General features: G+C 68.5%; 14 protein-coding genes. 5 read left to right on the top strand and 9 right to left on the bottom strand.

Annotated elements, in window-relative coordinates; all coding sequences use genetic code 11:
• Positions 1-47 precede the first annotated feature (47 nt).
• The 3 genes from ACTWQF_RS13735 to ACTWQF_RS13725 are packed head-to-tail and all read right to left on the bottom strand — an operon-like array spanning position 48 to position 3132.
• A complete protein-coding gene (locus tag ACTWQF_RS13735) occupies positions 48-878 on the bottom strand; it encodes a sugar ABC transporter permease (protein WP_443279629.1) in 831 nt (276 codons plus the stop codon).
• A gap of 5 nt (positions 879-883) precedes the next feature.
• Positions 884-1810, bottom strand: a complete 927-nt coding sequence (locus ACTWQF_RS13730; protein WP_443279628.1) for a carbohydrate ABC transporter permease — start codon at positions 1808-1810, stop codon at positions 884-886.
• 47 nt (positions 1811-1857) lie between these two features.
• Positions 1858-3132 (bottom strand): extracellular solute-binding protein, encoded by a 1275-nt coding sequence (locus ACTWQF_RS13725; RefSeq protein WP_443279627.1) that lies wholly within the window; start codon positions 3130-3132, stop codon positions 1858-1860.
• Between the two features lie 244 nt (positions 3133-3376).
• Here ACTWQF_RS13725 and ACTWQF_RS13720 point away from each other — a divergent pair, with 244 nt between their 5' ends.
• Genes ACTWQF_RS13720 through ACTWQF_RS13710 form a run of 3 tightly spaced genes read left to right on the top strand, consistent with a single transcriptional unit; the run spans position 3377 to position 7079 of the window.
• A complete protein-coding gene (locus ACTWQF_RS13720; RefSeq protein ID WP_443279626.1) occupies positions 3377-5068 on the top strand; it encodes a glycoside hydrolase family 13 protein in 1692 nt (563 codons plus the stop codon).
• Between the two features lie 25 nt (positions 5069-5093).
• Complete coding sequence (locus ACTWQF_RS13715; RefSeq protein ID WP_443279625.1) at positions 5094-6161, top strand: LacI family DNA-binding transcriptional regulator; 1068 nt, start codon at positions 5094-5096, stop codon at positions 6159-6161.
• 36 nt (positions 6162-6197) lie between these two features.
• A complete protein-coding gene (locus ACTWQF_RS13710; RefSeq protein ID WP_443279624.1) occupies positions 6198-7079 on the top strand; it encodes a phosphatase PAP2 family protein in 882 nt (293 codons plus the stop codon).
• A gap of 54 nt (positions 7080-7133) precedes the next feature.
• On the opposite strand, the gene ACTWQF_RS13705 is transcribed toward ACTWQF_RS13710, so the two are convergent.
• Entirely contained in the window at positions 7134-10148 is a 3015-nt protein-coding gene (locus ACTWQF_RS13705) for a bifunctional [glutamine synthetase] adenylyltransferase/[glutamine synthetase]-adenylyl-L-tyrosine phosphorylase (protein ID WP_443279841.1), read from the bottom strand.
• Positions 10149-10290: 142 nt separating this feature from the next.
• A complete protein-coding gene (gene glnA, locus ACTWQF_RS13700) occupies positions 10291-11652 on the bottom strand; it encodes a type I glutamate--ammonia ligase (protein WP_433105979.1) in 1362 nt (453 codons plus the stop codon).
• Between the two features lie 343 nt (positions 11653-11995).
• Between glnA and ACTWQF_RS13695 the strand changes: the two genes are divergently transcribed.
• Positions 11996-13093, top strand: a complete 1098-nt coding sequence (locus tag ACTWQF_RS13695; RefSeq protein WP_443279840.1) for an LLM class flavin-dependent oxidoreductase — start codon at positions 11996-11998, stop codon at positions 13091-13093.
• Positions 13094-13282: 189 nt separating this feature from the next.
• Here the strand turns inward: ACTWQF_RS13695 and ACTWQF_RS13690 are convergent, their stop codons facing one another.
• Complete coding sequence (locus tag ACTWQF_RS13690; RefSeq protein WP_443279623.1) at positions 13283-14098, bottom strand: hypothetical protein; 816 nt, start codon at positions 14096-14098, stop codon at positions 13283-13285.
• A 569-nt stretch (positions 14099-14667) separates the two neighbouring features.
• The gene (locus ACTWQF_RS13685) at positions 14668-15051 is read right to left on the bottom strand and encodes a hypothetical protein (protein WP_443279622.1); all 384 of its coding nucleotides are present in this window, start codon (positions 15049-15051) and stop codon (positions 14668-14670) included.
• Between the two features lie 109 nt (positions 15052-15160).
• Here ACTWQF_RS13685 and ACTWQF_RS13680 point away from each other — a divergent pair, with 109 nt between their 5' ends.
• Entirely contained in the window at positions 15161-16150 is a 990-nt protein-coding gene (locus ACTWQF_RS13680) for a WD40 repeat domain-containing protein (protein ID WP_443279621.1), read from the top strand.
• Between the two features lie 181 nt (positions 16151-16331).
• Here ACTWQF_RS13680 and ACTWQF_RS13675 read toward each other — a convergent pair whose 3' ends face one another.
• A complete protein-coding gene (locus ACTWQF_RS13675) occupies positions 16332-16532 on the bottom strand; it encodes a DUF397 domain-containing protein (RefSeq protein ID WP_443279620.1) in 201 nt (66 codons plus the stop codon).
• Positions 16529-16738: a DUF397 domain-containing protein gene (locus tag ACTWQF_RS13670; protein WP_443279619.1), complete on the bottom strand. Its 210-nt coding sequence runs from the start codon at positions 16736-16738 to the stop codon at positions 16529-16531. The genes ACTWQF_RS13675 and ACTWQF_RS13670 overlap by 4 nt, the downstream gene beginning before the upstream one ends.
• Positions 16739-16763 lie beyond the last annotated feature (25 nt).

Below are 16763 nucleotides of genomic sequence, written 5' to 3'. Positions count from 1 at the left end.
AAGTTCGGAGGGGGAGGGGGACGCGCCCCGAAGGGGCGGATACGGCCCTAGGACTTGGTGGCTCCAGCAGTCAGCCCTCCGACCAAGTGCCGCTGGGCGAAGCCGAAGACCACCGCGGCCGGTACGGCGATGACGACGGCTGCCGCCGTCATGGAGCCCCAGTCGGAGCCGTAGCGGTTGACGAAGGTCTGGAGGCCGCCCGCCAGGGTCAGGTTCTCCTCGCCGGTCATGAAGGCCGTCGCGTAGGCGACCTCCGCCCAGGCGGTCACAAAGGTGTAGAAGCCGGTGACGGCGATGCCCGGCTTGGCCAGCGGCAGGATCAGCCGCCAGAACGTGCCGAACGGGCTGAGCCCGTCCACCCGGCCCGACTCGTCGATGTCGACGGGGATCGTGTCGAAGAACCCCTTCATCATCCAGGCGCAGAACGGCACGGCGATCGTCAGATACGTGATGATCAGCCCGAGCGGCTGGTTGAGCAGCCCCAGCTTGGCCATCGTGTTGTACAGCGGGACGATCAGCACGGCCATCGGGAACATCTGCGTGATCAGCAGCACCCACATCAGCGGCCGCATACCGGGAAACCGGAACCGGCTGAGCGCGTATCCCGTCGTGGCGGCGATGAGAACGCCGACGACGGTGGTGCCGATGACGACGATCAGCGAGTTCCCGAACCAGGTGAGGAAATGGGTGTCGGCGACGACGTGCTGATAGTTGGCGAAGGTGAAGTTCTGGACGAGCGCCGTCGTGAACGACTCGCTCTTCGGCTTGAACGAGGTCACCAGGAGCCAGAGGGGTGGCAACAGCGCGCATGCGGTGCCCAGCAGCAGACCCGCGTGCAGTCCGACGGAGGCGAGTGGGCTTCTCTTCGTTGTTCTCATGGTTGTCACCACGCCTCTCCCTGGCGGCGCAGCGCCCGCCGGTAGACGACCGTGAACAGGGAAAGCAGCAGCAGGATGAGCACGCCCCAGGCGGCCGACGTGGCGAAGTCGCGGGGGCTGTTGACGAACGACAGCCGGAACGCGTACGTCACCAGGATCTCCGTCGAGTCCTCCGGCCCGCCCTTGGTGAGCAGGAAGATCACCGGGAACATGTTGAACGTCCAGATGGTGCTCAGCAGGATCACCGTGCTGCTGACCGAGCGCACTCCCGGCAGTGTGATGTTGCGGAACCGCTGCCAGGGCCCGGCGCCGTCCATCTCGGCCGCCTCGTACAACTCACCGGGTATCGCCTGCAGCGCGCCCAGCATTGCGACGATCATGAACGGGACGCCGAGCCATACGTTGACCGCGATCACGGAGACCTTCGCCCATGTCGGGTCCCCCAGCCACGCGACGCCGTCGATGCCGCCGCCGTCCAGCACCTTGTTGAGCAGGCCGTTCTTCTCGTTGAAGAGCATCTTCCAGGCGAAGACGGAGACGAAGGCCGGGATTCCCCAGGGCACGATCATCGCGACCCGGTAGAAGGAGCGGCCCTTCACCTTGCGGTTGAGCATGACCGCGAGGGTCAGCCCGAGACTGAAGGTGACGCCGACGCATCCGATGGTCCACACCGCCGTCCAGCCCAGGCGGTCCCAGAAGACGCTGTCGGAGAGGATGGCCTTGTAGTTGTCCAGGCCGATGAATTCGTAGGTGGCCGGGATGTGGTTGACGCCTATGGTGCGCTCGACGTTGGCCTCGTCGGCGTCGGTGAGGGAGAGGTAGATACCGCGGGCCAGGGGGTAGCCGATGATCAGCCCGATGACCAGGGCCACCGGGGTCACCATGGCCCATGCGTACCAATGTCTCGCCGCCCAGGTTCTGACCCGCGTCATGGTGAAGCCTCTCCTCTTTCTTCTTTCTTTCCGACTCGGGTGGGCCGCTACTTGTAGTCCTTCAGGAGTTTGCGGAACTCCGCGCCGGTCTTACCGGCCGCTTCCTTGGGCGACTTGCCCCCGGCGAGGACTCCGTCGACCCCCACCCGAATTGGCTCGAAGAGCGAGTTGCCCTCGGCAATCCATGGCCGCTGCACGGCCTTCTCCACGGCGGGCCGGAAAAACTTCACCATCTCGTTGCGCCGCACGGCGTCCCGCTCATACACGGATTTCCGCGTGGGCAGCAGCGACAGCTCCTTCGTCGTCCGGGCCTGCACCTCAGCGCTGCTCATGTACTTGGCGAACTCCTGCGCGGCCCGCATGTGCTTGGAACCGGCGTACACGGACAGATTCCAGCCACCCTGCGGCGACCCCTGCGCCTTGCTGCCTGCCGGCACGGGCGCAACGCCCAGGTTGTCGGCCTTCGCGCCCTTGAACTCCTTGCCCTCGCGGGCGAGAGCAATGTCCCAGGGACCGTCGACGATCATGGCGACCTTGCCGTCCTGGAACGCCTTGATCCCGTTCTCCTGGCCGTCGCTGGAGTCGGTGACGGCCGCCTTGGAGTCGACGAGATCCTTCATCGTCGCAAGTGCCCGCACTCCGGGCTTCTGATCGACGGTGACCTTCTTGCGCTTGGCGTCGATCAGATCGCCGCCCTCGCCGTAGAGGTAGGGCAGGAACCAGTAGGGGTCGTCGCCGCGCAGATAGAGCGCGGTGGCGCCGGTCTTGTCCTTGATCTTCTTGGCGTTCTTCTTCAGGTCGGCGAAGGAGGTGGGCACCTCCACTCCGGCCTTCTTCAGCAGCCGCTTGTTGTAGAAGAGGCCGAGGGTGTCGGTGACCTGCGGAACCGCGTAGGTCTTGCCCTTGAACCTGGTGGAGCCGGCCGCCGTCTTGAGGTAGTCGGACTCGTTGTCGAGCGCCGGGGTGCCGTCCAGCGGGGCGAGGTAGCCGAGGTTGGCGAAGTCGGCGACCCAGGCGACCTCGGTACGCATCACGTCGGGGGCTCCGGAGTTGCCGCCCGCCGCGTTCTTGAACTTCTGGTTGGCGTCACCGAAGTTGACGTGCACGTACTTGACGTTCACCTTCGGGTGTTTCTTCTCGAAGTCCTCGGCGATCTTCTTGTAGGTGCCCTTCTCGCCGTCGTTCGAGGTGTCCCAGTAGGTGACGGTGCCTTCGATCTTGCCGTTGGCCCCGTTGTCGGCGCCGTCCGAACCGCTGCCGCAAGCCGTTGCCGCAAGTGCCAGCCCCGCTACCAGCGCGGTGGCGCCTATGCCACGCCGCATGTCCGATCCCTCCGCAAGGTGAAAGGGCGCACGCATCGACAACTGCTGGCCTGTGGCGGCGCCCGGCTGCGGAGGAACGTAACAGCGTCGACATGCGATGGAAAGACCTTGCCGCAAATTTCTGCAAGGATGCGAGCGACCTGGCGTCGCACGTAACTCCGGGGACGTGTCCGCGTTGTCACCCTTGACACTGGCTTGCCGCACTTCGCGACCCGTTCCGGGTCCCGCCCGATGGGGAAGACTTGTGACCCAGCACGCCACCACCCCGCACGCCACCACCGAGCACGCCGTCTCGCAGCAGAGCGTCCATTCCGACCCCGCACCCGGCGCCCGCGCCCCGCAGTCCTCGCTGGGCTGGTGGCGGGACGCCGTCATCTACCAGATCTACGTCCGCTCCTTCGCCGACAGCGACGGCGACGGCGTGGGTGATCTGCCCGGTGTCCGGCAGCGGTTGCCCTACCTCGCCGAACTCGGCGTGGACGCCGTATGGCTGACGCCGTTCTACGCCTCACCGCAGGCCGACGGCGGCTACGACGTGGCCGACTACCGCACCGTCGACCCGCGCTTCGGCGAGCTGTCCGACGCCCGGGCGCTGGTGACCGAGGCGCATGCGCTCGGGCTGCGGATCATCCTCGACCTCGTGCCCAACCACACCTCCGACCAGCACCCCTGGTTCCTGCGCGCGCTGGCCGGCGACCCCGAGGCACAGGCCCGCTACCACTTCCGCGACGGCCGCGGCGAGCACGGCCGGCTGCCGCCCAACGACTGGGAGTCCGTCTTCGGCGGCCCCGCCTGGAGCCAGGTGCCCGGCTCGCCGGGACGGTGGTATCTGCATCTGTTCGCCCCCCAGCAGCCGGATCTGAACTGGCAGCATCCGCAGGTCCACGAGGAGTTCGACTCCGTGCTGCGGTTCTGGCTGGACATGGGCGTGGACGGCTTCCGTATCGATGTGGCGCACGGCATGGTCAAGGCCGACGGGCTGCCCGACATCGGCTCGGGGAAGCAGGCCCGCATGATCGGCGCGCAGCAGCTGCCGTTCTTCGACCAGGACGGCGTCCACGAGATCCACCGCTCCTGGCGCCGGCTGCTGGAGTCCTACGGCCCCGACCGGATCGGCGTCGCCGAGGCATGGGCACCCACCGCGGAGCGGCTGGCGCTCTACGTACGCCCCGACGAGCTGCACCAGGCGTTCAACTTCCACTTCCTGCAGGCCGACTGGGACGTCGACGAGCTGCGGAAGGTGATCGAGGAGTCGATGGCGGCCACCACCTCCGTCGGCGCCCCGACCACCTGGGTGCTCTCCAACCACGACGTCGTACGCCACCGCACCCGGCTCGGCTCACTGGCGCGGGCCCGCGCCGCCGCGCTGCTGATGCTGGCGCTGCCCGGCTCCGTCTACCTCTACCAGGGCGAGGAGCTGGGGCTGCCGGAGGTGACCGAACTGCCCGACGAGGCACGCCAGGACCCCGCGTTCTTCCGCGCCGTACCGGGCACGGCCGAGGGCCAGGAGGGGCTGCGCGACGGCTGCCGGGTGCCGATGCCGTGGGAGCCGGACGGGCCCTCCTACGGTTTCGGGCCCGCCGGAAGCTGGCTGCCGCAACCGCCGGACTGGCACAAGCTGTCCGTACAGGCGCAGACCGGCGACCCGCTCTCCACCCTGGAGCTGTACCGGACGGCGCTGCGGCTGCGCCGGCTGCTGCCGGGGCTCGGCGACAGCGCGATGGAGTGGCTGCAGGCGCCCGACGGCGTGCTCGCGCTCTCCCGCCCCGGTCTGGTCTGCCTCCTCAACACCCGGCCCGAAGCGGTGTCCATGGCCCCTCCCGGCGAGCTGCTGCTCTCCTCCGTGCCCGAGGAGTCGCGGGATTCCATGGAGGCCGGGGCACCCGCCGGAGAGCTGCGGATTCCGGCGAATTCCTGCACCTGGTGGGCAGCATGAAGCGGGGCCGGTAAGGTCCAGTCCTGTGACCGCGCGGCTAGCTGACATCGCAGCACAAGCGGGGGTCAGCGAAGCCACCGTCAGCCGGGTGCTCAACGGCAAGCCGGGAGTGGCCGCGACCACCCGCGAATCAGTGCTGGCCGCGCTGGACGTGCTCGGCTACGAGCGCCCCGTCAAGCTGCGCCGCCGCAGCGAGGGCCTGGTGGGGCTGATCATCCCCGAGCTGGAGAACCCGATATTCCCGGCCTTCGCGCAGGTCATCGCACAGGGCCTCACCCGGCAGGGCTATACCCCGGTCCTCGCCACCCAGACCCCCGGCGGCTCCACCGAGGACGAGCTGACGGAGATGCTGGTGGACCGGGGCGTCGCCGGGATCATCTTCGTCTCCGGGCTGCACGCCGACACCACGGCCGACATCGGGCGGTACGAACGCCTGCACGGCCAGGGTGTTCCCTTCGTCCTCGTCAACGGCTTCTCCGAGGGGGTGCGGGCGCCGTTCGTCTCGCCGGACGACCGTGCTGCCATGCGGCTGGCCGTCACCCATCTGGCCTCGCTCGGCCATGAACGCATCGGGCTGGCCCTCGGCCCGGAGCGCTTCGTGCCCGTCCAGCGCAAGATCGAGGGCTTCACCCGGACCATGCGCGAGCACTTCCGGCGGGATACCGCCGAGCTGGTCGAGCACTCCCTCTACACCCTCGAAGGCGGCCAAGCCGCGGCCGGTGCGCTGCTCGGGAGGGGCTGCACCGCCGTGGTGTGCGCCAGCGACATGATGGCGCTCGGCGCGATCCGCGCGGCCCGGCAGCGCGGGCTGTCGGTGCCCGACGACGTCTCCGTCATCGGATTCGACGACTCCCCCCTCATCGCCTTCACCGATCCGCCGCTGACCACCATCCGGCAGCCGGTCACCGCGATGGGGCAGGCCGCCGTACGGGCGCTGCTGGAGGAGATCGGCGGCACTCCCGCACCGCACAGCGAGTTCGTCTTCCTGCCGGAACTGGTGGTACGCGGCTCCACCGCATCCCGTAGGAGAAGTGGTCGTACGGAGTCCACCGACGGTACGACGTCAGGTGTCCAAGACCCGACCGCAGGATGATCGGGCGGCGGCCCCTGTCTGGCAGACTGTCGCCCTATGGGGGTACCGACCACGAGGACCGAAGACGCCAGCCCGCAGGAGACCACCGAGGCCCCGGCTGAGCAGACCGCTGCACATGCCGAGAGGGACGAAGCGGAAGTCGGCGGAGCGCAGGCCGCGGAGCGCGGGACCCTGGCACGGTGGCGTTCGCCCCGGCACCCCCGGCTGTGGTTCGAGATCGTGCTGATCGCGGTCAGCTACTGGACGTACTCCCTGATCCGCAACGCGGTCCCGGAGCAGCGTGCGGAGGCGTTGCGCAACGCCGACTGGATCTGGCGTACCGAGCATGCCCTGGGGATCGCCGTCGAGCACTCCATCAACCATGCGGTGGGCGGCGTGACCTGGCTGATCGTCACGATGAACTACTACTACGCCACGCTGCACTTCATCGTGACGATCGGAGTGCTGGTGTGGCTCTACCGCGCGCATCCGGGGCGGTACGCCGCGACCCGGCTGGTGCTGTTCGCCACCACCGGCAGTGCGCTGCTGGGTTACTACCTCTTCCCGCTCGCGCCGCCGCGGTTGATGGACGGCGGGCACTTCATCGACACCGTGCAGGTGCACCAGACGTGGGGCTCCATGGCGTCCGGGAACCTCGCGCAGATGTCCAACCAGTACGCGGCCATGCCCTCCATGCACATAGGGTGGTCCGTCTGGTGCGGGATCACCATCGCGATGCTGGCTCGGCCTGTGTGGGTGAAGGTGCTCGGGGCGTTGTATCCCGTCACCACGTTGACCGTCATCGTGAGCACGGCCAACCATTTCTGGCTCGACGCCGTGGGAGGGCTTCTCTGCCTCGCCTTGGGCTTCGCCCTCTCCTACGCCTGGTACGGCCGCGTCTCCTATCACCTCCCCCGGTTGGCCACGTCCCCCGCGTGAGGATCACGTCGCCTGCCCGGTGAGGACCGGGGGTTCGGGGGGCGAAGCCCCCAACTACTCCGCGGAGTAGAAGACGCGGTCGACGACGGCGCGGGCCCGCCGGGTGACCCGGCGGTAGTCGTCGAGCATTTCGCCGACGTGCCCCGGCTCATAGCCGAGATAGCGCCCGACGGCGGCGAGTTCCCGGGACTCGGAGGGAAAGGTGTCCCCGGGCCGCCCCCGCACGAGCATCACGGCGTTACGGACCCGCGAGGCGAGCACCCATGCCTCGTCGAGGACATCGGCGTCGTCGGCACCGATCAAAGCGGCGTCGCGCGCGGCGGTCAGCGCGTCCCGCGTCCGGGTGGTCCGCAAGGCGGACACCTCCGCACCGTGCCGCAGCTGCATCAACTGCACGGTCCACTCGACATCGGTGAGCCCGCCGCGGCCCAGCTTGGCGTGGGTCGTGGGGTCGGCACCGCGCGGCAGCCGTTCGCTCTCCATGCGGGCCTTGAGTCGGCGGATCTCGCGCTCGGCGTCGTCGGCCAGGCCCCCGGCGGGGTAGCGGAGCGGGTCGATGAGCTCGATGAACCGCTCCCCCAGTCCGGCGTCGCCCGCGACGAACTCGGCCCGCAGCAGCGCCTGGCTCTCCCAGACGACGGACCAGCGGTCGTAGTAGGCGGCGTAGGAGCTGAGCGAGCGGGCGAGGGCGCCGGACTTGCCCTCGGGGCGCAGGTCGGCGTCGATGACCAGCGGCGGGTCGGAGGTCGGCAGCTGGAGGAGCCGTCGCATCTCGGTGGCGACCGCGAAGGCGGCCTTGCCCGCGTCGTGCTCGCTGACGCCCTCCCGGGGTTCGTGGACGAAAAGCACGTCCGCGTCGGAGCCGTAGCCCATCTCGTGGCCGCCGAAGCGGCCGACGGCGATGACGGCGAACCGGGTGGGCAGCTCGTCGCCCCACTGCTCGCGGACGGCGGCGCGCAGGGCTCCGGCGAGCGTGGCGGCGTTGAGGTCGGTGAGCGCGTTGCCGACCCGGTCCAGGGCCTCGCCCGGCTCCTGCTGGGCCACGTCCTCGGTGCCGTACGCGCCGATCAGGTCGGCGGCGGCGGTACGGAACAGCTCCCGGCGGCGCACCCCGCGCGCGGCGGCGACGGCTGCTTCGGCGCCCTCGGCGCGGCCGACTGCGGCCAGTGTCTCCTGGGTGAGCGCGGGCCGTGACCGGGGGCGCAGCCCGTTCTCGTCGCCGAGCAGGGCGACGGCCTCGGGGGCACGCAGCAGGAGGTCGGGGGCGAACCGGCCGGCCGACAGGACGCGGGCGAGGTTCTCCGCGGCGGCGCCTTCGTCGCGGAGGAGGCGTAGGTACCAGGGCGATTTGCCGAGCGCGTCGGAGACCTTGCGGAAGCCGAGCAGTCCGGCATCCGGGTCGGCGGAGTCGGCGAACCAGCCCAGCAGCACCGGCAGCAGGGTGCGCTGGATGGCGGCCTTGCGGGTGACGCCGGAGGCCAGCGCCTCCAGATGGCGCAGCGCGGAGGCCGGGTCGGCGTAGCCGAGGGCTTCGAGGCGCTGCCGGGCAGCCTGCGGCGAGAGGCGTTCGTGCCCGGCCTCCAGCTGGGCCACGGCGTCCAGCAGCGGCCGGTAGAACAGCTTCTCGTGCAGGCGGCGTACGGCTGTGGCATGCCGCCGCCACGCCTTGTGCAGCTCGGTGACGGGCTCGCTGCGGTAGCCCAGCGAGCGGCCCAGGCGGCGCTGGTCGGGCTCCGACTCGGGCATCAGATGCGTACGCCGCAGCTGGTGCAGCTGGATGCGGTGCTCCATGGTGCGCAGGAAGCGGTAAGCGGCATCCAGCGCCGCCGCGTCCTGGCGGCCCACATAGCCGCCCGCGGCCAGCGCGTCGAGCGCCTCCAGGGTGGTGGAGCTGCGCAGCGAGGTGTCGCTGCGGCCGTGTACGAGCTGGAGAAGCTGGACGGCGAACTCGACGTCCCGCAGCCCGCCTGGGCCCAGTTTCAGCTCGCGGTCCAGGTGGGCCGCGGGGATGCTGGCGACCACGCGGCGGCGCATCTGCTGGACGTCGGTGACGAAGTTGTCCCGTTCGGCCGCCTGCCAGACCATCGGCGCCACGGCTTCCACGTACTCCTGGCCCAGTGCCACGTCGCCCGCCACCGGGCGGGCCTTGAGCAGCGCCTGGAACTCCCATGTCTTGGCCCAGCGCTGGTAGTAGGCGAGGTGGCTGCTGAGGGTACGGACGAGCGGCCCATTGCGGCCCTCGGGGCGCAGGTTGGCGTCGACGGGCCAGATGGTGCCCTCGGCGGTGGTGTCGGAGCAGATCCGCATCATGTGCGCTGCCAGCCGGGTGGCGGCCTTGAGCGCCTGCTCGGCCTCTTCGCCCGATTCGGCGCCCGGGCTTGCGGTGGCCGGTTCGGCGACGAAGATGACGTCCACGTCGGAGACGTAGTTGAGCTCGTGGCCGCCCGCCTTGCCCATGGCGACGACGGCCAGCCGGCAGGCGGCGGCATCCTGTGGTGCCGCGGTCTCGGCGATCGTCAGCGCCCGGCGCAGAGTGGCGGTGGCCAGATCCGCAAGCTCGGCTGCGGTCTGCGAGACATCGCTGGTGCCGCACACATCGCGCGCGGCGATGGACAGCATCGCCCTGCGGTAGGCGACGCGCAGCGCGTCGGGCCCGTCGACGTCCTGCAGCGCCGCCTCGAACTCCGCCACCCCCGGGTGCAGATCGGACGACTCGTAGGTGACCAGCGCCTCCCAGTCGTGCGGGTGGCTCGCGAGATGGTCGGCCAGCGCGTCGGAGGCGCCGAGGACGCCGAGCAGCCGGTCGCGCAGCGGCTTGGCCGTCAGCAGGGTGTCGAGGAGGGGCTGCGCGTCCTTGTCGAGCACTTCGAGGGATTCGATGAGGCGGACGAGGCCGAAGAGTGCCAGGTCGGGGTCGGCGGTGGCGCCGAGCGCGTCGAGGAAGAGGGCGTCGTCACGGACCGGGGCGAGCGGCGGGCTGTCGAGCAGACGCGCCGCGGTCTCCGGGTCGGTGAAACCGTGCCGCAACAGGCGCCCGTACCGGGTGCCCCGCCGCCCGTCTGGTGTCACGCTCACTCCTGTGTTCCTTTCCCCAGCCCCGCCCCTGCCCATTTTCGCCGGAGGCATCCCACGCCTCAGGAGGGACTACAAAGTAGTCCCTCCGGCGAGCGTGGGTCCGGGGGCGGAGCCCCCACAGAACCGAAGGCGGCCCTCACAGCACAGGCAGGCTCTTGCGCAGCTCGAAGGCGGTGACTTCGCTGCGGTACTCCTCCCACTCCTGCTTCTTGTTGCGCAGGAAGAAGTCGAAAACGTGCTCCCCCAGCGTCTGGGCGACCAGCTCGCTGCGCTCCATCAGGCTGATCGCCTCGCCGAGGTTCTGCGGCAGCGGCTCGATACCCATGGCGCGCCGCTCCGCGTCGGAGAGCGCCCATACGTCGTCGTCGGCCCCGGCGGGGAGCTCGTACCCCTCTTCGATGCCCTTGAGGCCCGCGGCGAGCAGCACGGCGTAGGCGAGGTAAGGGTTGGCGCCGGAGTCGAGGGAGCGCATCTCGATGCGCGTCGAGCCGGTCTTGCCGGGCTTGTACATCGGTACGCGGACGAGCGCGGAGCGGTTGTTGTGGCCCCAGCAGATGTACGAGGGCGATTCGCCGCCCTCGCCGGCGGTGCGGTTGGCGCCGCCCCAGATGCGCTTGTAGGAGTTGACCCACTGGTTGGTGACGGCGGAGATTTCGCCCGCGTGAGTGAGCAGCCCGGCGATGAAGGAGCGGCCGACCTTGGAGAGCTGGTACTCGGCGCCGGACTCGTAGAAGGCGTTGCGGTCGCCCTCGAAGAGGGAGAGGTGGGTGTGCATGCCGGAGCCGGGGTATTCGGAGAACGGCTTGGGCATGAAGGTGGCCTGGACGCCCTGCTCCAGTGCGACCTGCTTCATGACCAGGCGGAACGTCATGATGTTGTCAGCCGTGGACAGTGCGTCGGCGTAGCGCAGGTCGATCTCCTGCTGACCGGGGGCTCCCTCGTGGTGGGAGAACTCCACCGAGATGCCCATGGACTCCAGCATGGTGATGGCCTGGCGGCGGAAGTCCATGCCGACGTTCTGCGGGGTGTGGTCGAAGTACCCGGAGGAGTCGGCGGGGACGGGGCGGGAGCCGTCCACCGGCTTGTCCTTGAGCAGATAGAACTCGATCTCCGGGTGGGTGTAGAAGGTGAACCCGAGATCCGACGCCTTGGCCAGCGCGCGCTTGAGGACGTAGCGCGGGTCGGCGTAGGAGGGGGACCCGTCCGGCATCAGGATGTCGCAGAACATCCGCGCGGTGCCGGGGGCCTCGGCCCGCCACGGCAGTATCTGGAAGGTACTGGGATCGGGCTTGGCGATCATGTCGGACTCGTAGACGCGGGCGAATCCCTCGATGGCCGAGCCGTCGAAGCCCATCCCTTCATCGAAGGCCTGCTCGAGTTCGGCGGGGGCGACCGCGACTGACTTCAGGAAGCCGAGGACATCGGTGAACCAGAGCCGGACGAACCGGATGTCGCGCTCCTCCAGCGTGCGGAGGACGAATTCCTGCTGCTTGTCCATGGGCCTATCCTTGCAGGTCAGAGGGTTCGCTCGGGTCCCCCGGCACACGGGGCCGTATCAGCATTCCACCACAGGGTTTCCACCAGGTTGCGTGCCCGGAGTCGATCGCCTTCGGGCACGCTTCCGCGCACCCTGTTTCGATCGTTTCACAGTGACCGCGGACGAGCACCGCGTGCCCGTGCGGCCGGAATTTCCAGGGGCGAGGAGGCATTGAGAGGAGCATCTAGTTTAATAGTCAACTACTTACCCACTACTTCGACGAGCGCACCTCCGAGGCACTCCGAGGACGGCGAGCAGCATGACGGCCACGGCCACTCCCACCCAGCCCCCCGGTCCCACCCCCATCCAGTTCGGGATCTTCACCGTCGGCGATGTGACGCCAGACCCCACCACGGGGCGGACGCCGACCGAGCACGAGCGGATCAAGGCGATGCTGGCCATCGCCCTGAAGGCGGAGGAGGTGGGACTCGACGTCTTCGCCACCGGCGAACACCACAACCCGCCGTTCGTGCCGTCCTCGCCGACGACCATGCTCGGCTATCTGGCGGCCCGGACCGAGCGGCTGATCCTCTCCACCTCCACCACCCTGATCACCACCAACGACCCGGTGAAGATCGCCGAGGACTTCGCGATGCTCCAGCACGTCGCGGACGGCCGGGTCGACCTGATGATGGGCCGCGGCAACACGGCGCCCGTCTACCCCTGGTTCGGCCAGGACATCCGGCAGGGCATCCCGCTGGCGATCGAGAACTACGCGCTGCTGCGCAGGCTGTGGACGGAGGACGTGGTCGACTGGGAGGGCCGCTTCCGTACGCCGCTCCAGGGCTTCACCTCCACCCCCCGCCCGCTGGACGGCGTACCGCCCTTCGTCTGGCACGGCTCGATCCGCAGCCCGGAGATCGCCGAGCAGGCCGCGTACTACGGCGACGGCTTCTTCGCCAACAACATCTTCTGGCCCAAGGACCACTTCAAGCGGCTGATCAACCTCTACCGCGACCGCTTCGAGCACTACGGCCACGGCACCCGCTCGCAGGCCCTGGTGGGGCTGGGCGGGCAGGTCTTCATGCGGCGCAGGTCCCAGGACGCGGTCAGCGAGTTCCGCCCCTACTTCGACAACGCGCCCGTCTACGGGCACGGGCCCAGCCTGGAGGAGTTCACCGACCAGACGCCGCTGACCGTCGGCAGCCCGCAGGAGGTCATCGAGAAGACGCTGACCTTCCGCGAATCCTTCGGCGACTACCAGCGCCAGCTCTTCCTCATGGACCACGCGGGGTTGCCGCTCAAGACCGTGCTGGAGCAGCTGGACATGCTGGGTGAGGAAGTCGTGCCGGCGCTGCGGAAGGAGATGGCGGCGGACCGACCGGCCGGTACGGCTGACGCGCCGACGCATGCGGCGCGGGTGGCCGCGGCGTCCGCCGGCAGCGGTTCCGGCGACCGCTGATCGACGCTCTTCGGCTTTCGGCTTTCGCCTTTCGCCGCCTTTCGGCTTTCGGCTTTCGGCTTTCGGCTTTCGGCTTTCGGCTTTCGGCCGGGATTCCCGAGGAGCTGTCGGAATGCAGGAGGAACTCACCGATAGAGCGAGAGGCCCTCGGCGCCAAGGGGCTCTCGCTCTGTCGTCATGCCAGGCCGGTCAGGCGCTGTGCTCGCACAGCTCGTCCGCCACGACGGCCGGGTTGATGGTTTCGTCACCGAATGCGTCGGCGTTGTCCTTGAACTTGTTGTACAGGGCCCCGCCCGGTTCGACCTCCACGAGGCCGGTGCCCTTCACCTCGTCGTCCTTGTCGTCGCCGTGGTAGTTCTTGGACGCGGGGACGGGGAAGTCGTGCCCCTTGCCATCACCTTCCTCGGAATTGGACATCCCGTGGTAGGCGGGCTTGATCCAGATGCGTGGGAACTCCTTGCCGAGCCCCGCCTCGTCGCCGTTCGCGTTCCAGCTCTCGGCCTCCCCCCACGGCTTGGAGTCGTGCTCCCCGTCTTCCGACGTCAGGAGCTCGGAGCGGGTCCAGTTGTCACCGTTTCGGGTCCAGACGACGTCGATGTGCTCGAAGTCGTGCGACTGGGCACTGAGCCCCTCCCGTTCAATGCCCTGGTAGATGGTGTAGCTGACGCGGACTTCTTCGTCCTCAGTGCCCGCATTGCACTTCTTGGCCGTGTAGTAGGTCGGGAAGGCCAAACCGGCTTCCCCACCGTCCTCGGCCGTGATGCACTTCTTGCCCTGCTTCGGATTGCCCTCCCGGTCGAACGCCTTCTCGGGCCAGCAGTTGTCGTCCTTGACGAAATTCCACTGGGGCTGGGACGCCCAGGCGAAGTCCTCCATGTGGGCGGAGCCTTCCTCCAGCGGCTCGTCGGCCTGGCCGACGCCGGCCATGAGCAAACCGGTGGTGACTCCCAGCGTCACTGTCGCCGCGATCGTGACGCGACGGGCCCTACGGCTGTGGTTGAACATAGGTGATGGTCTCCTCGGGGTTCTCTTGGATGGTTTCCCTTGGACACTTTCTTCTGCGGGATTTTCCGGCGGCCGAACAAAATACGTTGATGGGTGCGCGGCGACAAAGATCAAGTCGCCGCCAGAAAGGGGCACATCCGATGACCGGAAGTCCTTCCCCGGTCCAGGCCACAAACGCATTCAAGGAACGTACGCGCCCATGGTGAGCTCCGTACCGCAGGTGACCTGCCGGCACCACGGCCGAGCATCTTCGATTGTTCGACGAAAAGACATGCTCGATCTCCGAATCCACTGGGCAGGCCGTTGTATTCAGTGGTCAGGGCATTGCTGCCCCCGATTTCCGGGTGCGCAGCATTGAACTTCACGCACGCTGTGTCCGCCCCCCACTGCGGCGCCCTGGCGGTACGGTCAAGAACGGATCACGGGACAATACGCACCGGCGCAGCAAACGGTTCAAATCCGTTGGCGTGACGCGGATTTGAGTCCCCATCAGCCGCGGTCGAGGGCTCGGCCGTCCAAGAGCTGTCCCGTAACTGCCGGTCACAGTGATCGGGTAACGCCGACCGTCGTCAGCCGAAGAGGAGGTCGACGTCTTTCTCGATGCAGAGCTGCAGGACGACCACCAACTGGCGGGCGTCGTCGATGTGCCGTTGGAGGAGCGGGTCGATGCTCCCCTCTTGAGGCTGGTCGGCGATCCCCTGCAGGCGGGGCAGGAGCGCGGCGCACTGGATCGGCGAAAGGTCGGGGCCATCATCGTCGGGGTGATCGAGGAGTAGTGCCAAGGTGGTGGAGACGTCGTTCCAGGGGCGCTGTCCACCGAAGCCGTGCATCTCGTCCAGTGAGAATCCCTCGGCCTGCGCCAGCCACCGCCGGAACTCTCCGAAGCCGGTGTAGGACCAGGACACGTCCGGACTGCTGGTGTCGTCGTCCCCTGGGAAGAGAACGAGCCCCACGTCTCCTCCTCGCTGACCGAGTACACAGGATCGGCCTCAGGAAAGGGCGGCGGCAACTGAACCTCCTGCTGCCATTCGGGCTGTCGCACGCGCCGATTAGGCTGCCCAGGTGTCTGACGAACGTCTGGTCCTGAGCAGCGCGGCGCCTGATGGCCGGATCGATGGCCTTGCCCTGGTCGATGTGGACGGGGCGCCATTGGTGGTGTGCACCGGCTTCTACAAGCTGTGGAGCTGGGCTCCGCTGCGGGACGAGTGGCTGGAGCGGCCGTTGACATACGCCTTCGCAGAGGACCCGCTCGCCGCCGCGTACCCGGATGCCGAGAACGATATCGACTCGGTTGCCGTGGCCATTTCGGACGGGCGCGTGGTGGTGGCCGCTGGTGGGGACGAACAGGGAGGAGCCGTCTGGGAGCTGGACAGCGGGGAGTTGCTCCGCGGGACGACCTACGACGAGCCCTACGTCTCGTCCATCGCCACGGTGAAGCGCGAGGGGCCACCACTGTTCGTGGCAAGCAGCGGCATCCACTGGGACGGAGTCCGAGTGTGGGGGCTGTCCGGCGAGGATCCTCCGGTGGAGCTGGAAGCCGGCTCCGTCTGGGGTCTCGCCACCGCACGGATCGACGGCCGCTCGCTGGTCGTTGGGGGCGGGGAGGAGGAGGTGAAGATATGGAATGTGGCGAATGGCGAGCAGGTCGCGTCGTTCTCTGTGGACGGCGACGAGAGGGCATATGCCGTCGCATTTTCCCAGCTCGATGGCCGTCCTGTCGTCGTGGCGGGAACGGACTCCGGAAAGCTGTACGTATTCGACCTGTCCGGGGACGATGACGGTGATCCGATCCACGAACCCTCTACCGGTCATGCGGGCAGGATCAACGCCTTGGACGTCGCCATGGTCGGCGACCGGGCGGTCGCAGTGACCGGCGGCGAGGACGGGACCGTACGGATCTGGGACCTCGCCGGCGGTCGACAAGTCGGGCCGCCGCTGACCGGCCACAACTGGAGCGTTGAAGCGGTCACGGCCACCACGATGCACGATCGGCCGGTCGCCCTGACCGCCGGTCGGGACGGAGTCGTACGCCTCTGGGACCTGACTCTCTGAGTCCCTCCAGCCAGGCACCGACCACGATGGCCTCCGGCCACCGCGAAGGTGACACTTTGCCTCGATGAAGTTGTGCGCTCCAGCGAGCCCCTCCGGCATCACGGCCGCACCAACCGGGCTCACTGGGCAGCCACATCACTCGCTCCGCCACATGCGGCGGACCGACGCCGGGACGCCGGGGTCAGCGCCCCAAGCGCTTCACGTCTCCGACGAACACCTGCCAGGCGGCGACGGAGAACGACAGCGGCGGGCGGGTGGTGTCCTTACTGTCCCGCACCGGAACGAGGCCGTCGGCGGACACGAGACCCGGGGCCCACTCGACGCAGTTGCCGCCCTCGCCGTCGCTGTAGCTCGACTTGATCCATACGGGCTTGTCGTTCATGAGCGTCCCTCTGCACCGGAGCGCTTTACGCCGTCGATGAACGCCTGCCAGGCGGACGACGAGAACGACAGGGGCACTCGTGCGGCGTCCTTGCTGTCACGCACCGGGACGACGCCCTCGCCGGACACGAGACCCGGGGCCCACTCGACGCAGTTGCCCCCTTGCTTGTCGCTGTAGCTGCTTCTGGTCCACTGCGTTTCGCTCATGCTTGTCCCTTACAGCGCTGATGAA

The sequence above is a fragment of the Streptomyces sp. 8N114 genome, assembly GCF_052245835.1.
Classification (GTDB): domain Bacteria; phylum Actinomycetota; class Actinomycetes; order Streptomycetales; family Streptomycetaceae; genus Streptomyces.
Note: the sequence above shows the minus strand (reverse complement) of the source record. Positions and strands in the feature narration are given on the sequence as shown.

Excerpts from the sequence above, each read along its gene's own strand:
- ACTWQF_RS13735 (WP_443279629.1), bottom strand. The coding sequence starts at position 878 with ATGAGAACAACGAAGAGAAGCCCACTCGCCTCCGTCGGACTGCACGCG.
- ACTWQF_RS13730 (WP_443279628.1), bottom strand. The coding sequence starts at position 1,810 with ATGACGCGGGTCAGAACCTGGGCGGCGAGACATTGGTACGCATGGGCC.
- ACTWQF_RS13725 (WP_443279627.1), bottom strand. The coding sequence starts at position 3,132 with ATGCGGCGTGGCATAGGCGCCACCGCGCTGGTAGCGGGGCTGGCACTT.
- ACTWQF_RS13710 (WP_443279624.1), top strand. The coding sequence starts at position 6,198 with ATGGGGGTACCGACCACGAGGACCGAAGACGCCAGCCCGCAGGAGACC.
- glnA (WP_433105979.1), bottom strand. The coding sequence starts at position 11,652 with ATGGACAAGCAGCAGGAATTCGTCCTCCGCACGCTGGAGGAGCGCGAC.
- ACTWQF_RS13690 (WP_443279623.1), bottom strand. The coding sequence starts at position 14,098 with ATGTTCAACCACAGCCGTAGGGCCCGTCGCGTCACGATCGCGGCGACA.
- ACTWQF_RS13675 (WP_443279620.1), bottom strand. The coding sequence starts at position 16,532 with ATGAACGACAAGCCCGTATGGATCAAGTCGAGCTACAGCGACGGCGAG.
- ACTWQF_RS13670 (WP_443279619.1), bottom strand. The coding sequence starts at position 16,738 with ATGAGCGAAACGCAGTGGACCAGAAGCAGCTACAGCGACAAGCAAGGG.